Annotated in this window: 12 protein-coding genes; 3 read left to right on the top strand and 9 right to left on the bottom strand. The window is 70.9% G+C overall.

The features are described from left to right. Positions 1 to 77: 77 nt before the first annotated feature. The gene (locus V1457_RS29380) at positions 78 to 1,529 is read left to right on the top strand and encodes a hypothetical protein (RefSeq protein ID WP_338598419.1); all 1,452 of its coding nucleotides are present in this window, start codon (positions 78 to 80) and stop codon (positions 1,527 to 1,529) included. Between the two features lie 76 nt (positions 1,530 to 1,605). Next, complete coding sequence (locus V1457_RS29375) at positions 1,606 to 2,718, top strand: FAD-dependent monooxygenase (protein WP_338598418.1); 1,113 nt, start codon at positions 1,606 to 1,608, stop codon at positions 2,716 to 2,718. A gap of 195 nt (positions 2,719 to 2,913) precedes the next feature. On the opposite strand, the gene V1457_RS29370 is transcribed toward V1457_RS29375, so the two are convergent. The 7 genes from V1457_RS29370 to V1457_RS29340 form a co-directional block, all read right to left on the bottom strand. Next, the gene (locus V1457_RS29370) at positions 2,914 to 4,098 is read right to left on the bottom strand and encodes an acyl-CoA dehydrogenase family protein (protein ID WP_338598416.1); all 1,185 of its coding nucleotides are present in this window, start codon (positions 4,096 to 4,098) and stop codon (positions 2,914 to 2,916) included. A 2-nt stretch (positions 4,099 to 4,100) separates the two neighbouring features. Beyond that, the gene (locus V1457_RS29365; RefSeq protein WP_338598414.1) at positions 4,101 to 5,051 is read right to left on the bottom strand and encodes a 3-hydroxyacyl-CoA dehydrogenase NAD-binding domain-containing protein; all 951 of its coding nucleotides are present in this window, start codon (positions 5,049 to 5,051) and stop codon (positions 4,101 to 4,103) included. A gap of 8 nt (positions 5,052 to 5,059) precedes the next feature. Next, on the bottom strand, positions 5,060 to 5,797 hold the full coding sequence (locus tag V1457_RS29360; protein ID WP_295150749.1) for an acetoacetate decarboxylase: 738 nt from the start codon (positions 5,795 to 5,797) through the stop codon (positions 5,060 to 5,062). Continuing rightward, on the bottom strand, positions 5,794 to 6,990 hold the full coding sequence (locus tag V1457_RS29355) for a CaiB/BaiF CoA-transferase family protein (RefSeq protein ID WP_200072025.1): 1,197 nt from the start codon (positions 6,988 to 6,990) through the stop codon (positions 5,794 to 5,796). Before V1457_RS29355 ends, V1457_RS29360 begins: the two co-directional genes overlap by 4 nt. A 248-nt stretch (positions 6,991 to 7,238) precedes the next feature. Continuing rightward, a complete protein-coding gene (locus V1457_RS29350) occupies positions 7,239 to 8,129 on the bottom strand; it encodes a LysR family transcriptional regulator (RefSeq protein WP_295150744.1) in 891 nt (296 codons plus the stop codon). A gap of 70 nt (positions 8,130 to 8,199) precedes the next feature. Next, complete coding sequence (locus tag V1457_RS29345) at positions 8,200 to 9,159, bottom strand: ABC transporter permease (RefSeq protein ID WP_295150741.1); 960 nt, start codon at positions 9,157 to 9,159, stop codon at positions 8,200 to 8,202. After that, the gene (locus tag V1457_RS29340; protein WP_407074733.1) at positions 9,159 to 11,975 is read right to left on the bottom strand and encodes an alpha/beta fold hydrolase; all 2,817 of its coding nucleotides are present in this window, start codon (positions 11,973 to 11,975) and stop codon (positions 9,159 to 9,161) included. Before V1457_RS29340 ends, V1457_RS29345 begins: the two co-directional genes overlap by 1 nt. Before the next feature lie 543 nt (positions 11,976 to 12,518). On the opposite strand from V1457_RS29340, the gene V1457_RS29335 reads away from it, so the two are divergent. Then, positions 12,519 to 13,535 carry a TerC family protein gene (locus V1457_RS29335; protein ID WP_233628029.1) on the top strand — a complete coding sequence of 339 codons (1,017 nt, stop codon included), beginning with the start codon at positions 12,519 to 12,521 and terminating at the stop codon, positions 13,533 to 13,535. Between the two features lie 92 nt (positions 13,536 to 13,627). On the opposite strand, the gene V1457_RS29330 is transcribed toward V1457_RS29335, so the two are convergent. Beyond that, a complete protein-coding gene (locus tag V1457_RS29330) occupies positions 13,628 to 14,284 on the bottom strand; it encodes an RES family NAD+ phosphorylase (protein WP_200072030.1) in 657 nt (218 codons plus the stop codon). Positions 14,285 to 14,624: 340 nt separating this feature from the next. Next, entirely contained in the window at positions 14,625 to 15,209 is a 585-nt protein-coding gene (locus tag V1457_RS29325) for a DNA-binding protein (RefSeq protein WP_200072031.1), read from the bottom strand. Positions 15,210 to 15,509 lie beyond the last annotated feature (300 nt).

The following is a 15,509-nucleotide window of genomic DNA, read 5'->3' as shown; positions in this document are numbered from 1 at the left end:
GGAAGCTGATGGCGCACGACGGATTCACTCCGCCGCAGCCGCGGACGGAGACCCGCAGACGGCGGAACCGCCGAATCGTGGCTGCGGCCGCGGTGGTGGTGCTGGTCCTGGCCGCGGGGATCGGCTGGTACGCGCGCGGGTGGGCGCTGGCCGCCCGGGTGCATTGCGGCAGCGGCTGGTGGGTCGATCCTGACCAAGTCGATCACGAGCACGTGGAGCGGTGCATCGGAATCTCCGACTCCTCCACGTTCGGCAACGAGCGGCTCCGGGATGCCGTCGACCTGATCGGCGAGCAGAACGCCTTGGCGACGGGCGATCCGGATCGTTCGGCGGTCACGGTCGCGGTGCTGATTCCCGTGCCGCGCCCCGACCAGGAATTCAGCCCGGCCTCGCAGGACCAGGTGGCGGCGCTGGCCGAAGGCGCCGCCAAGGCGCAGGAACACCTGAACGCGGCCAGGAGCGGCCCGGCGCTGCGCGTCGTGCTGGCCAACGAGGGCTCCGGTGAACAGGGCTGGCAGGCGGTGACCGGGCAGCTGGTGCGGATGAAGGACGATCGGCACCCGCTCGTCGCGGTGACCGGACTCGGGGTGAGCGTGGTCGAGACGTTGCAGGGCGCGCGGGCGCTGGACCGCGCGGAGCTGCCGATGGTGGGCGCGGTGCTCACCGCCAACGGCCTCGACGCGACCGGGCAGGTGGAGGGCGTGGATTCCACCGTGTCCGGCGGCGGCCGGATCGAGGGGCTGTTCCGGGCGAGCCCGAGCAACGGAGCGGAGGCGCAGAAGCTGGACGAATACCTCGACGCGGCGCAGCCCGGCGGAGAGTACGCGCTGGTGCGGGACGCCAACCGCGCGGACTTCTACACCTACGGTCTGGCGAACTCGCTGCGGGATGCGTTCACGGGGAAGGTCCAGCAGGGGCCGCCGGTGGTGTTCGGCGGCGACTCGGACCCCGGGTCGATCCGCAACCAGCTGAATCTGGTGGCCCGGCAGGTGTGCGGTCGCGGCGGGCTGCTCTACGGCGGGCGCGCTTCGCTGCTGCCGGACTTCCTGGAGCGGGTGAGCGAACTCGAGTGCGGCAGCGGTCTCACCGTGGTCACCGGCTCCGACGCGGCCGGCCTGCGCCCGGCCGAGGTGCCGGAGGGCGTCAAGGTGGTCTACGCGGCGCTGGCCGACCCGGACGCGTTGCGCGCCTCGCCCGACCCGCTCGGGCAGAACTACCGGGACTTCGAGGGATCGTTCCTCCGCGACTTCCCGAAAGCCGACCTGGCCAACGGTTGGGCGATCATGGAGTACGACGCGATGCTCGCGGCGGGTACCGCCATCACCAACGCCACGGGCGGCAAGCTCGCCGGCGCGCCGCCGTCGTCGCGCAGCGTGCTGAACAGCCTCCGCCAGCTCGGGCCGGACAACGAGGTGACCGGCGCGGGCGGGCTGTTCTGGTTCGACGCCGAGACCGGGGAGCCGCGGAACCACCCGGTCCACGTCGTGGAGGTCTCCGAGGGGCAGCGCAAGCCCGTCCCGGCGAACTGATCACCGCTTCGGCAGGCGGGGACGGCGGGCCGCTACCGTGGCTCGCGACGTCGCTGATCGCCTTGGGGGAGTCGCCGTGGAGGCCGTTGTAGTCGGAGGTGGCGTCGCGGGTGCGGCCGCGGCGCTGGCGTTGGATGCGGCCGGGATCGGCGTCCGGGTGCTCGAAGCGGCGCCGCAGGACGCGGTCGACGCCGGGGCGTTCCTCGTGCTGGCGGGCAACGGGATGCGGGCGCTGCATCAGCTCGGGGTTTCGCCGACGGCCGGATTCCGGCTGGAGACGGCGCGTTTCCTCAGCGCCGACGGAGCGGAACGCGCGGTGTCGGCGCTGGACGGTCACCTGTGTCTGCGGCGGGCCGAGCTGGTCGCGGAACTGCGGGCCGAGATGCTGCGGCGCGGGCTTCGGGTGGAGCACGACGCTCGGTTCGCCGCCGCTTCGCAGGACGGCGACGGGGTTTCGGTGCGGCTGGCCGACGGACGGGAGGTGCACGGGGATCTGCTGCTCGGCGCGGACGGGCTGAACTCCGCCGTGCGGGCGCAGATCGATCCGGGTCCGCCGCGTTACGTGGGGCAGCAAGTCTTCTACGGGACCGGCGCGGAAGTGCCGCACGAGCCGGGGCGCATCGAGATGATCACCGGGAGCGCGGTGAACTTCGGTTACGCCGTTTCGCCGCAGCGCCGGACGTTCTGGTTCGCACGGCTGGCCGCGCCGCCGCTGGACCCCGGCGAGCCGGCGGCTTCGCGGCGTGCTCGGCTGCTCGCCGCGCTGCGGCCGGACGCGACGCCTGCGGCGGACGTCGTCGAGGCCGCGGACGAAGTGCTGGCCACCAACGCCCGGGACCTGGTGCCGCTTCCGAGGTGGCGCGACGGCCGGATGCTGCTGCTGGGCGACGCCGCGCACGCGGCCTCACCGGCGACCGGGCAGGGCGCCGCGATGGCGCTGGAGGACGCGGTGCTGCTGGGCAAAGCACTGCGCGACCGCGATCTCGACGTCTACGAGCGGTTGCGGCGGCCCCGCATGGAGCGCAACGCGGCCCGCAGCGCCCGCATGTCCATGGCGATCGACGCCGGCCACGCCGAGCGCCCGGAAGACGTCGAGCGGCTGCACCAGCGGCACATCGACGCACCGGACGACGATCCCGGCGAACTGCTGCGCTGGGACGTCGAGCTGCCGGACGTGGAAACCGCCTGAGCGTCCGCGGTTTCCGGAACCTTGTCGCCGGAGTCCGTGTCCGGACACTGTGGACGGTGGGCCGCCTGCGGAGACCGCCGGGGCACGGCACCCGCGTCCGGCCCGCTGACCGCACATCCTCGCGGTGAACGACCGGAAGCGAACAGCCCGGTCGTGACGGGCTGCCGGTTCAGCGGCAGCCCGTCACGGAGTACCTCACGTGAAAGCGCTCAGCCCGGTGATGGACTTGCCGACGATGAGCGTGTTCATCTCGCGGCTGCCCTCGAAGGAGTAGATCGCCTCGGCGTCGGCGAAGAACTTCGCGACCTCGTAGTCCAGCACGATCCCGTTGCCACCGAACAATTCCCGCGCCCACGCCACGACTTCGCGCATCCGCGTGGTGGTGAACGCCTTGGCCAGCGCGGCCTGATCCGCACCCGCCTTGCCTTCGGCGGTGAGCTGGTTGAGCCGCACCACCATGCCGAACATCGCGGTGACGTTGCCGAGCATCTTCACCAGCAGGTCCTGGATCATCTGGAAGCCGCCGATGGGTTTGCCGAACTGCTCGCGGCCGACCGCGTACTCGCGGGCCAGTTCGTAAGCCCGCAGCGCCACTCCGAGCGCCTGCCACGCCACGCCGCCGCGGGTGCGGGCGAGGACTTTCGCGGTGTCCCGGAAGCTGTCGATGTTCTGCAGCCGGTCGGCCTCCGGAACCCGGGCGCCGTCCAGCACGATGTCGGCGTTCTGCACGGTGCGCAGCGCGACCTTGCCTTCGATCTTGGTGGCGGTGACGCCGGGACTGTCGTGGCCGACGACGAAGCCCTTCACCTGGTTGTCGGCGACATCGCGGGCCCAGACCACGATCACGTCGGCGAAGGTGCCGTTGCCGATCCAGCGCTTGGCACCGTCGAGCACCCACTCATCGCCGTCGCGGCGTGCCGTGGTGCGCATCCCGCCAGCGACGTCCGAGCCGCCTTCGGGTTCGGTCAGCGCGAACGCGCCGATCTTGTCCATGCCGATCAGCTGCGGCATCCAGCGGTCCCGCTGCGCCTGGTCACCGCCGCCGTAGATGCTGCCCATGGCGAGGTTGTTGTGCACTCCGGCGAAAACCGCCAGCGACGGATCGACGCGGTTGAGCTCGATGCTCAGGAAACCGGGGAACAGCGGGCTGCGCTGCTTGCCGTCGCCGAACTCCGGGTACGAGTAGCCCGCCAGCCGCAGCTTGGCGAACTTGCCGATCGCCTCGGGCGGGAACTCGGCTCGTTCCCATGCGGCATTGGCGATCGGGGCGATCTCGCGCTGCAGGTAGTCGCGGATCTCGGCGAGCTCGGCCCGCTCGGCGTCGCTGAGCAGCTCGGCGTAGCCGAAGAAGTCGGGTTCGGAGTTGGCCTTCCTGGGCATTGTTACCTCGCAGATTCGTCGTGCAGCGCTGCGCGCAGCGCCAGGTGCTTGCGGTCGCGCCGCTGGGAACGCGCCCGGTACGCCTCCGGGCCGGAGCCGTAGGCGGACTCGGTCTGCCCGGCGATCTCCTCGATCGCGCCGGAGGTCAGCGCCGGGTGGCCGAGATCGCCCCAGCGCCGGGCCATGCCGTGGCCGAGGTGCTGCATCATGTGCCGGATGCCGCCGGGGCCGCCGCCGAGGTGGAAGCTCTCGAACGGGCCGACGGTCGCGTAGCGGCCGCCGAGCGAGGACTTCATCACGGTGTCCAGCTCGTCGGCGCTGACCACGCCGTCCAGCACCAGCGAGATCGCCTCCTGCATCAGCGCGCTCTGCAACCGGTTGGCGACGAAACCGGAGACCTCCTTGTGCTCGCGCACCGGGGTCTTCCCGAGCGTGCGGTAGAACTCGATCGCCCGGGTGATCACCGGCTCCGCGGTGCGCTGGCCCGGCACGATCTCCACCAGCGGCACCACGTGCGGCGGGTTGAAGGGGTGCGCGATCAACACGCGGGCAGCGTCCTGTTCGGACAGTTTCGCGGCGATCTCGGAGGCGACGATGCCGGAGCTGGACGAGGCCAGCACCGCTTCATCCGGTGCCAGCCGGGCGATTTCGGCGAAAAGGTCCTGTTTGGACTCGAGTCGCTCCGGTCCGTTCTCCTGCACCAGGTCCGCGTCGGTGACGGCCTCGGCGAGGTCGTGCACGGTGCGGACTCGGTTGCGCAGGTCTTCCGGGTCGGAGTCCGGGATTCCGGCCGACAGCGACGGAATCGCCTCGGCCACCACCTGCTCCAGATCTTCGCGCGGGTCGGTGATCCGCACGTTGTGGCCGTGCGCGGCGAACAAGGCGGCCCACGACAGGCCGATGGTGCCTGCCCCGACCACCGCCACGTTCGTCCATTGTGGATCGTTCGGCATTTCTTCCCTCATTCGGCGAGGTAATCGTGGACCGGGCGCGCCGGACCCAGGGTGAGATCGGTGACGATGTGGCTGGCCGAAACGACCTCGCGCACCGGCAGATCCGCCAGCGGCGCCAGCGCGTGCTCGAACAGCTGCAGCCGAGCCGGGCCGGTGTAGGCCTCCTTGACCACGATGTCGGTGATCTGGGTGCGCACCAGCTCGGCGATCCGCGGCGCGGCGTCGTAGCCGGGGACCAGCTTGAGCATGAACGTGGGCACCGTGATCTGCGCCTTCGCCGCATCCAGGTCCAGCGCGTGGTGCTTGTAGCCCATCGTCGCGGTCGCCACCCGTTGCGAGCCGTAGTCCAACGTGCCCACCAGAGCGGCGTGGTCGGCGAACAGCGCAGGCGAACCCATCACCTTCGGGTAGGCGCTGAGCTCCCGTCCCGCGGCGGTGGCGGGGAAGTTGTTCAGGTACATGGCGTGCAGGTACTCGCCGTGCTCGGAGCCGTGCCGCACCGGGATCGCCTGCCCGGACTCGACGTACGGGCCGAACGAGGTCACCTCGCCCATCTTCATGATCTCGAAGCGCACCAGCGGCTCGTCGAACTCCAGCGGCTCCGGCACCACCGCCCGCAGCGCGTCCGGGTCGGTCCGGTACACGACGTTGAGGTACTCGCGGTCGGTGAACCGGGCCGCGGTGGGTGCGTACGCAGGGGCGCCGAGCGGGGTGGTGAAGCTGCGCAGAACTTCGTCACGCTTCACCGCTGACCTCCCTGGCCCAGCTCGTCGAGGACTTCGTCGGTGTGCTGGCCGGGAATCGGCGCGTGCTCGCGCACCGAGGCGGGCGTCGCGGAGAAGTTCATCGGCACCCCGACGACGCGGTAGGAGCCCTCGCTGGGGTGCTCACCGAGGTCCAGCAGGTGTCCTTGCCGGACGTAGGGGTCCTCGGCGGCTTCGTCCAGCTTGAGCACCGGGCCGACCGGGATGCTGTTCTTGGTGCACACCTCGATCCACTCGTCGGTGGTCAGGTTCGGCGTGACCGACTCGATCAGCTCGGCGATCGCCGCGCCGTGCGCGCGGGCGTCCAGCACCTCGCCGTTGACCCGCGGATCCTCGGCCAGTTCCGGGTGGCCACCGGCGCGGAAGAGGTCCCGGCAGTTCTGCGGGGTGTACGGCATGATCATGACCTGGCCGTCCTTGGTGGGCCGCGCCCGGTGCCCCTTGTTCATCGACAGCGGGAAACCGGTGCCGCTCATCGGCGGCTCGAACACCGCTCCCTGCAAGTGCTCGACCATGTTGAACGCCAGCAGCGTGTCGGTCATCGGGACCTCGACGAGCTGCCCCTGCCCGGTGGCGCGCTGGTGGTGCAGCGCGGCCAGCGTGCTGTAGGCGATGGTCAGCGCGGCGACCTTGTCGCCGAAGATGCTCGGCAGCACCGCGGGCGAGCCGATGTCCCCGGCGCGCTCGGCCAGGTCGAGCAAGCCGGAGGCGGCCTGCACGGTCTCGTCGTAGGCGGCGAGGTCGGCGCGTTCGGAATCGGGGCGGAATCCCTGCGCGTGCGCGTAGATCAGGTGCGGGTGCTCGGCCGCGAGGCTGTCGTAGTCCATCCCGAGGCGGCGCAGCGCACCGATCCGCATGTTCGTGATCAGGATGTCGGCGCCGCTGATGAGCCGCAGCGCTTGATCGTGGCCGGCCTCGTCCTTGAGGTTCAGCGACACGCTGCGCTTGTTCCGGTTCACGTTGAGGTGCAGCGGTGTCATGCCCGGTGTGTTCCGGTATTGCGTGCTGTTGCGCACGGTGTCCTTCGGTGACTCGATCTTGATGACGTCGGCACCGAGGTCGCCGAGGATCTGGGCCGCGTACGGCCCCATGACCACAGTGGACATGTCGATGACGCGCACCCCGGCCAGCGGGCCCTCCCGGCCCGAGGTCGCGGTGGTGGCAGGGGCGTTCATGCAGGGCACTCCCGGACGAGGTGATTTCGTTTGCTTCACTAACGACATTAGGAGCGGGTCGCGCGCAGCGGCAATCGATCGGTGCGCCCGATCGGAGAACGACGGCGTGACCGCAGCGGTCCAGCGGGACGCGGTATTTCAGCGGGTAGCTCGGCGGTCGCGGATTTCCGCTGCACCGCCCGGTGTTCGTGGACGCCCGCCACCTCGAAATACCCGGGGCCGTCCGGCAGCACACCGCCGGGCGCGCGTCAGCCCAGCGCCGCGATCGCTTCGGTGAGCAGTTCGTGCAGGTCACCGCCGGGTGCGGCCCGGTCGCAGCGGTAGATCAGCCCGGTGGACAGCGCCGGTTCGAAATCGGCGAACGGCAGCGCCACCACGTCGTCCCGGCGCGGGCCGCTCAAGGACTCGCCGCTGCCGAGGATGGTGACCGCGAACGCGCCGCCGCTGGCCACGAACTCCGCGGTGCCCGAGTAGTCCAGCGAGTTCAACGTCGTCCAGCGGTGCACCCCGGCAGCGGCCATCCGCACCTCGAGCTGCTCGAAGTACGTGGGGTTCATGCCCGAACCCGGGCGCACGAAGACGTGGTCGGCCAACTCGGCCAGCGACACCGAGCTGCGCCCCGCGAACTCCGCGGCGGGCAGCACCGCGCCCACCGGTTCCCGCATGACCTCCCGGACCTGCACGTCCGCCACGTGCACCGGCAGGTGCACCAGCGCCAGCTCCAGTTCCTGGCGGCGCACCTGACCGGCCAGGTCCAGGCTGCCGCCCGGCCAGCGGCGCACCTCGAACCGCTGGGCGGCTTCGAACTCCTTGAGCAGGTTCCGCAGCCGCTCGTTCAAGGCGGGAGCGATGCCGATGTGCACCACGGCGGGCTGCGCGCCCAGCTCCTGGCGCAGCCGCCGCGGAATCTCGTCGAACCGCGCCAACGCCTCGCGCGCCAGCGGGAGCAACGCCGATCCGGCCGGGGTCAGCGCAACGTTGTGCGAATCCCGCTCGAACAGGCGCACGTCGAGCTCGCGCTCGAGGTCCCGCACCCGGCGGCTCAACGGCGACACCGCCATGTGCAGTTCGCGGGCCGCCCGGGAGAAGCTCAGGTTCTCCGCGACGGCCGCGAAGTAGCGCAGGTGGAAGACCTCCATCGCGGAGCAGCTTATGCGCCCGTGTTCGAACTCGTCTCGCGCAGGGCCCGGCGGCGGGCCGCCGAACGCGTCAGCTGGTGACGTCCTTGTGGTGGAAGTGCCACAGCGCCAGCGCGGTGAACACCGCCGCGTAGATCACGCCCGAGCACGCGCCGTGGACCACACCGGCCCATTCCGGACCCTCGCCCAGCAGTCCCGTCCACGACGTCGCGTAGTGCGTCGGCAAGTACGCGCGCAGGCCGCCGAGCGCGGAGATCTGGTCGAGGATCTGCGACAGGATGGACAGCACCACAGCGCCGCCGACCGCGCCCAGCGGCGCGTCGGTGCGCACGCTCAGGCACAGCGCCAGACCGGCGACCCAGCTCAGGTGCACGGCCAGGAACGCCACCGCCAGCACCAGGTCGAGCGCGCCCAGCGGGAACGGCACCACGCTGCCCGAAGGACTCACCAGGTCTCCCGGGCCGTACCAGAACACCCCGACCGCCAGCGCGATCGCGGGCAGCAGCACCAGCCCGCACAGCGACAGCAACGCCGCGACCAGCGCCTTCTGCCGCAGCAGGCGGGCCCGCGGCACCGGCGCGGCCAGCAGGTACTTCAGGCTCCTCCAGGAAGCTTCGCTGGCGACGGTGTCGCCGAAGAACAGCGCGACGATCACCACCAGCAAGAACGGGGCCGAGGAGTACAGCGCGTACATCGCGAAGTTCAGCCCGCTGCCGGTGGCCAGATCCACCAGTTCACCGGAGGCGCGGCGGGCGGAACCGGCGTCGCCGATCTCGAACGCGGCCAGCAGCAGCAACGGCAGCAACGCCAGGAAACCCAGCGCGAACCGGGTGCGCCTGCGCTTGAGCTGCCTGGCCAGCTCCACCCGGACCGGCAACGTCCGGGACGCGCGGTAGCCGCGCACGCTGCCGTCCGGCTGGGTCGCGTCCAGGCCGCTGACCGGTAGCAACGCCGCGTCGGTTTCCGCTGCGTGCTGCGACGGCTCCTGCTGGGTGGCCCGCTCCTGCCGGGTGGCCGGTTCCTGCGTCATCAGCGTCGCTCCTCTCCGACCAGGTCCAGGAAGGCGTCTTCCAGCCGGCGACGCGGGCCGACCTGGCTGATCGCCACTCCCGAAGCCACCAGCACGTTCACCGCCACCGACCGGGGCTGCCCGGCCAGGTCGGCGTGCAGCAGATCGCCGTCGACCTCCACCGCGCCGAGTCCCTCCAGCCGGCGCAGCGACTCGGCGGCCTGCTCCGGATCGTCGACCCGGAAGGTCGCCTGCCCGTCGAGCGCGACGACGTCGTCCACCGCGCCCGCGGTGACCACCTCACCGCGGTGCAGGACGACCACGTGCGTGCAGGTCTGCTCGATCTCGGACAGCAGGTGGCTGGAGATCAGCACGCTGCGGCCGGTCTCGGCGTAGCGGCGGAGGATCTCGCGCAGCCGGTGGATCTGCGGCGGATCCAGCCCGTTCAACGGTTCGTCCAGCACCAGCAGGTCCGGCAGCCCGAGCATGGCCTGCGCGATGGCCAGCCGCTGCCGCATGCCCCGGCTCAGCGTCGCCGTGCGGCGGTCGGCGTGCTCGTCCAACCCGGTCATCTGCAGCACCTCGTCGAAGCGGGCCTGCAGCGCGGGGCGGCCGGTGGCGGCCCAGTGGTTCTTCAGGTTCTCCAACCCGGACAGGTGCGGCAGGAACCCGGGCGACTCCACCAGCGAACCCACCCGGGACAGCACCGGCGCGCCGGGGCGCACGGGATGGCCGAAGACCCGCACCGAGCCGGAATCCGGCCGCAACAGGCCGAGCAGCGTGCGCAGCGTCGTCGTCTTGCCCGCTCCGTTCGGCCCGAGCAGCCCGACGACCTGGCCGCGCTGCACCTGCAGCGACAATCCGGACAGCGCGGTGATCCGGTGCGGATAAGTCTTGTGCAGCTCGCTGATCTGCAACGGCACCTCGGCCAGCGCTTCGTCCGGAGCCTGCGCCCGGCCGCGCAGCCGGGACGCGCCCCAGGCCAGCAACGCCAGCAGCACGACGGCTCCGGCGCCTGCGAGCGGCGCGAACGGGAAAGTCGCCGCGGACACGGTCGTCCCGCGCACCGAAGGCACCGACACGGCGTTGTTCCCGGCCAGGGCAACCCGATGCACGGAAGGCTCCACCGGCGTCGCGTACGCCTGATCGGTCGTGGTCACCGCCAGTTCCAGGCGGTGGCCCGGCTCCAGCGAGTGCACTACACCGGGCAGCGAAACGTTCACCTCGGAAGGCTTGCCATCGGGGGAAAGCCCGGTCACGTGCATCGGCGCGGCCGAGTCGCCCAGCAGGTCGCGCCTGCCCGCCGGATCGATGTCGTAGAGCTTCGCGAACAGCACGGCGTCGCCCGTCGCGGGCTGGCCGGGCACCGAGGACACCGACAACCGGGTCTGCGCGGCACCGGAGATCAACGTCCGGGACGAGGCCGGATCGGTGCGGAACGCCGCGACCTGGCCGGGCAGATCGCGCGCGGCGGACTCGTCGCCGTGCTGAGCGGCTCCGGCCGCAGGCAGCGAACTCGTGGAACCGGGCGAGCCACCGGGTGGGTTCACCACCGTCGCCGCCGCACCGCGCAGCGGCAGCGAAAAGCGCGGAGTGCGCTCGGCGGCCAGCCCGGGATAGGCGGGCGCCGCGACCGTGCGCACCGGAATCTCGCCGTCGCGCCGCGGCGTCCCGGGAACGTCGTACTCGAACCCGCTGCCCGGGTCGCGCTGCGGGCCGGGCAGCCCGAGGTGGAACGCGAACCAGTCCGCCACCTTGGCGTGCACCCGAGGTCCCGGCGGGTCGCCGTCGTGGCCACCGGCGAACCACACGAGCTTGACCAGGCCGCCCGCCTCGGTGATCTGCCGCGCGTTCGCCTCCGCCTGGTCCAGGCCGAACAGGGTGTCGCGCTCGCCCTGGACCAGCAGCGTCGGCACCCGGATCGGCCCGGTGGACTTCGGCGATGCCGCGGCCAGCAGGTCGAGCGTGCGCTGCGAAGCGCGGCCGGTGCGGGCGAGCTCGGTGTAGGCCGCGCACACGTCCACCTGGAAGTTTCCGCAGGTCGCGGGCGGTGTGGGGGTGGCTCTGGCCTGGCTCGGCCCGGCGGAACCACCGGAGTCGGCGCCTTGCCGGGTGGCGCCGGCGGAGAACAGCAGCTCCGCCCAGGCCCGCTTGAACACGCCCTGCGGGGAGGCAGCGCTGCGCGCCGGGCTGTCCGCGGGAATCGGGGCGCGCGACGCGGCGTTCGGCAGCAGCGCCTGACCGAGGTCGTTGTAGGTCATCACCGGAGCGATCGAGTCCACCCGCGGATCCGTGCCCGCCAGCAGCAGGCTCAACGCCCCGCCGTAGGAATCGCCCGTGACGCCCACCCGGGGATCGCCGTCGGCGTCGCGCAGCACCTCGGGCTGGCGCGCGAGCCAGTCCACGATCTGGCGCGCGTCGGTGACTTCGTATTCCGGCGAGTTCAGCGCGATGCGGCCCGTGCTGGCGCCGAACCCTCGCGCCGAGTACGTGAGCACCGCGAACCCGCGGCGAGCCAGCTCGCGGGCCTGCGCGGCGGAAGTGTTCTTGTCCCCGCCGATGCCGTGCGCGAGCACCACCGCCGGGGCCGGTGTGTCGGCGGGCGCGTAGAGCGTGGCGTCGAGCTGGGCGCGCTGCTGCCCGCCCGGCCCGTCGGCCACGTCGATCAGCACTTGCCGCGGTTGCGGCAGCGCTGGTGCGGCGGTCCGGCCCGGCCACAGCGCGACGCTCGCGGCCAATGCCACGACGACGAGAACCACGAGCAGCAGCAGGCCATTGCGGCGGGAGGTCGGGGACACGGTCCGGACATTAGGGGAACGAGGCGGCAACGGTTTCATCCTGGAGCGGGTGAAGGCGAAGACGCTATGAAGCAGCAACCGAACAGCAATCGGCCGCCTGCCGCGCCGCCACCTTCACGGTCGTCGAGTCGTCGGTGCACGGCCGCATCCCCGAGTGCGGTCCCGCCACGTGGGCCTGGGGCGGGCGCGGTGATCGTAGCGACGCGACGCGCCGAGTCCATCCCCCGATGGTCGGTTCAACGCTGGTTCGATCGAATGTGATTGGTCACAGCGCGACGTCGCTGCGCCCACTTCGAGTGAGCCGATGACCAGGAAGTTGCCGGTGGAGAATCTGCAGTCGTAACGTTCCGCGTGCACTCGTGCCGATCATCACCCCGACTGGTGGTCGGGACCGCGCATAAGTGACAATCTTGGCAACGTTGTGGAGGGGAGTATTCCTTCGCGGCGGCATCGTCATCACGGTCACGTTCTCCCGGCGCGTCGCCGGGAGGGGCCCGGTGCCGTCGGCCGGTTCGCCGGTGGAAGAGACCTCCGGTCCCGGCGCATGCCCTGAACCGGAGGTGATCCATGGGTGTCCAGCTGATGGCGGCCGCACCCCAGGCCCAAGCAGCGGACACGCTGCACGCGCATTGGTGGGTGTGGGCGGCCACGCTAGGCGGGCTGGCATTGCTGCTGCTGCTCGACCTGGTCATCGTGGACCGCAAACCGCACGAGGTGACCACCGGTGAAGCGGCCCGCTGGGTGGTGTTCTACATCGCGTGCGCGATCGCCTTCGGCATCGGCGTGTGGATCTTCGGTGATGCGCACTTCGCGATCGAGTACTTCACCGGCTACATAACGGAGTACTCGCTGAGCGTGGACAACCTGTTCATCTTCATGGTGATCATGTCCAGCTTCGCGGTACCCACCATCCACCAGCACCGGGTGCTGCTGATCGGCATTCTGCTCGCGCTGGTCATGCGCGGTGCGTTCATCGCCGTCGGCGCGGCGCTGATCCAGCAGTTCGTGTGGGTGTTCTTCATCTTCGGCGGTTTCCTGATCTGGACCGCGTTCGGCATGATCCGGAACAAGGACGAGGACGAGGAGTACAAAGAGAACATCGTGGTGCGCTGGGTGCGCAAGGTCTTCCCGGTCACCGAGGACTACCACGAGACCAAATCGATCATCAAGATCGACGGCAAGCGCTACCTGACGCCGATGTTCGTGGTGATCGTCGCGATCGGCAGCGCCGACCTGCTGTTCGCGGTCGACTCCATCCCGGCCATCTTCGGCATCACGCAGGACCCGTTCCTGGTGTTCACCGCGAACGCCTTCGCGCTGATGGGGTTGCGGCAGCTGTACTTCCTGCTCGGCGGGCTGGTGGACCGGCTGGTCTACCTGAACGTGGGGCTTTCGGTGATCCTCGGGTTCATCGGCATCAAGCTGGTGCTGCACGCATTCCACGAGTACCACCTGGTGCCGACCTGGCTGGAGATCAACAACTGGATGTCGCTCGGCGTGATCGTGGTGGTGCTGGTGATCACCACCGTCGCGAGCCTCGCGAAATCCCGGAAGGACGAAGAAGAGCAGAAGGCGCACCAGCCGGAAAGCTCCTCGTAAAATTCCTGCGCCGTGCCCGGTGATTAGCGGGCGGCGCATCCGGAGGCACCGGAAAGGGCGCGCGGCTGCCGGTCGCGCGCCCTTTTCGCGACTCAGTCCAGCAGCGTGTAGTTCAACTCCTTGCAGACCCGCCCCAGCGGGACGTCCAGGCCCGGGTGGTCCAGCGGCAGCAGCACGTCCGGCGAATCCGGCAGCGCGGTCGCCGACGGCGGATCCCACAGGCACAGCGACGGGTTCCCCGCGTCCATCGCCGAGCGGTACCAAAGCCCGTCCAGCTCCGGGTACGCCGCGCGGATGCTGCGCGCCCACGCCTGCGTGCGCTCCTTCGGGCCGTTGCTGATGGCCTGCGACGCTCCGGCGCGGGTCGGCCACAGCCCGCCGAGGTCCAGCAGCCGCAGCGTGCGCCGCGGCCTGCAGAGCACCAGGTGCGGCTTGCGGGTGCGCCGATCGACCGTCGAGGTCGCTTGGAACACCTCTGCCACGCAGGTCCGCACCGACAGCGAGAAGTAGAGGACCCCGTGCTCCCGGGTCACCGTCGGCCCGCCTTGGGTGTTCGGCAGGTGCGGGTCGAATCGGGCGTGCGGCAGCGGGCCCGCGTAGCGGAAGCTGTCCCACTGCTGCGGGTGGTTGCCGCCGGAGGTGAACACGCGCGAGAGCCGGGTTCCCGCGGGAACCGCGATCACGTCCTCGGTGCGCCGCAGCATCGCCTGCAGCACCGCCGGTGCCGGCGGCTGGGGAAGTCGTGCCAACGGATGTCCTGGTCACTTCGGCGGCTTGAGGGATTTGTCCGGGCTGGATTTGCGTGGCGGTGCCGGTAGCGGAACCTCAGCGGCTTTGCCGCTGACAAGGCAAAGAACAAAAGCTCTCGTGAACGTCCTCTCCGAGTGTTGCAGAAGTGCTCCGCGTGGTGTTCGTCCAGCGGAACCCGCACGCCTGCGCGCCGTGTCGGCTGCACAGCTGGCGGGCCGTGCAGCGCGTCGTCGCACTGCGGTGGGCTACGCGCCGCGGCGCAGCGAGCCGGTGTAGTGGCAGACGCTCGGGGAACCGCTGCGGTTGCCGAATCACCCAACCGTTCGCCGACGACGGCCGTTAAGCGGGGGTGCCGATCGCCGAAGCCAGGTCGGCCACCCGGCGCGCGCCGCCACCGGCCAGCAGCCAGTCGCGCGGGCTGACCGGGCGGTCGCCGAGTTCCAGGTCGTCCTGCGCCGTGGTCATGAACTTCGCGAGCACCAGTGCGGGCTGGTCCTGCGGCATCGATGCCAGCACCGTTTCCAGGCCGGGCAGCACGTCGTCGTCGCTGAACTGCCACGCGGGCAACCGCCAGCCGCCGCGGTCCTTCCAGCCGATCAGCCGCCCGTCACCGATGCGGTGGCGGATGCGGCTGGAGTCCACGCTGATGCGGTCCGCGGCCTGGCTCACCGAAAGCGCGGTATCGCGCAGCACGGCCTGCTCGGCTACGGTCCGGGCGCGCGGGTCCACCTCGCCGGTCCCCAGCGGGGACAGGTCCAGGCCGCTTTCGCCGAGGGCCTGGCGCTCGGCGGGGGTGAAGTGCGCGGACGGGTCGACCTGCGGCGTCGTGAGGCGCTTGGCGGCGTCCTCGACGAGGGAGAGGAACTCGGTGGCGGTGACCCGCAGTCCTGCCCGGGCCAGCACGGTCTCCAGCGCGACTGTCATGTCCCCAGCGTAGCGCGTCCTGGGCCAAAAGTGTGCGCAAACGTGCGCGCCAGCGTGAGGAATCACTGGACGTAGCATTCCCGTCGCACAGCGTGCCGCGTCCGTCCGGCTGACGGAGGACACCTGCCGGTTCGACCAGGTGACCGGCCGCGGACCGCCTCCGCGCGGCGGGATGATCTTCGTCGTCGCTGGCGAGTGCGCAGTGGATCAGCTCCGGCGGCGCCGCGTTGCGCGGCGCCGCCAGGTGCGTGGGGTGACGGCGGTGCGCTGCGAGTGGTCCGCTCGGGTGTTGCTCCGGTC

The sequence above is a fragment of the Saccharopolyspora sp. SCSIO 74807 genome, assembly GCF_037023755.1.
GTDB lineage: Bacteria > Actinomycetota > Actinomycetes > Mycobacteriales > Pseudonocardiaceae > Saccharopolyspora_C > Saccharopolyspora_C galaxeae.
Note: the sequence above shows the minus strand (reverse complement) of the source record. Positions and strands in the feature narration are given on the sequence as shown.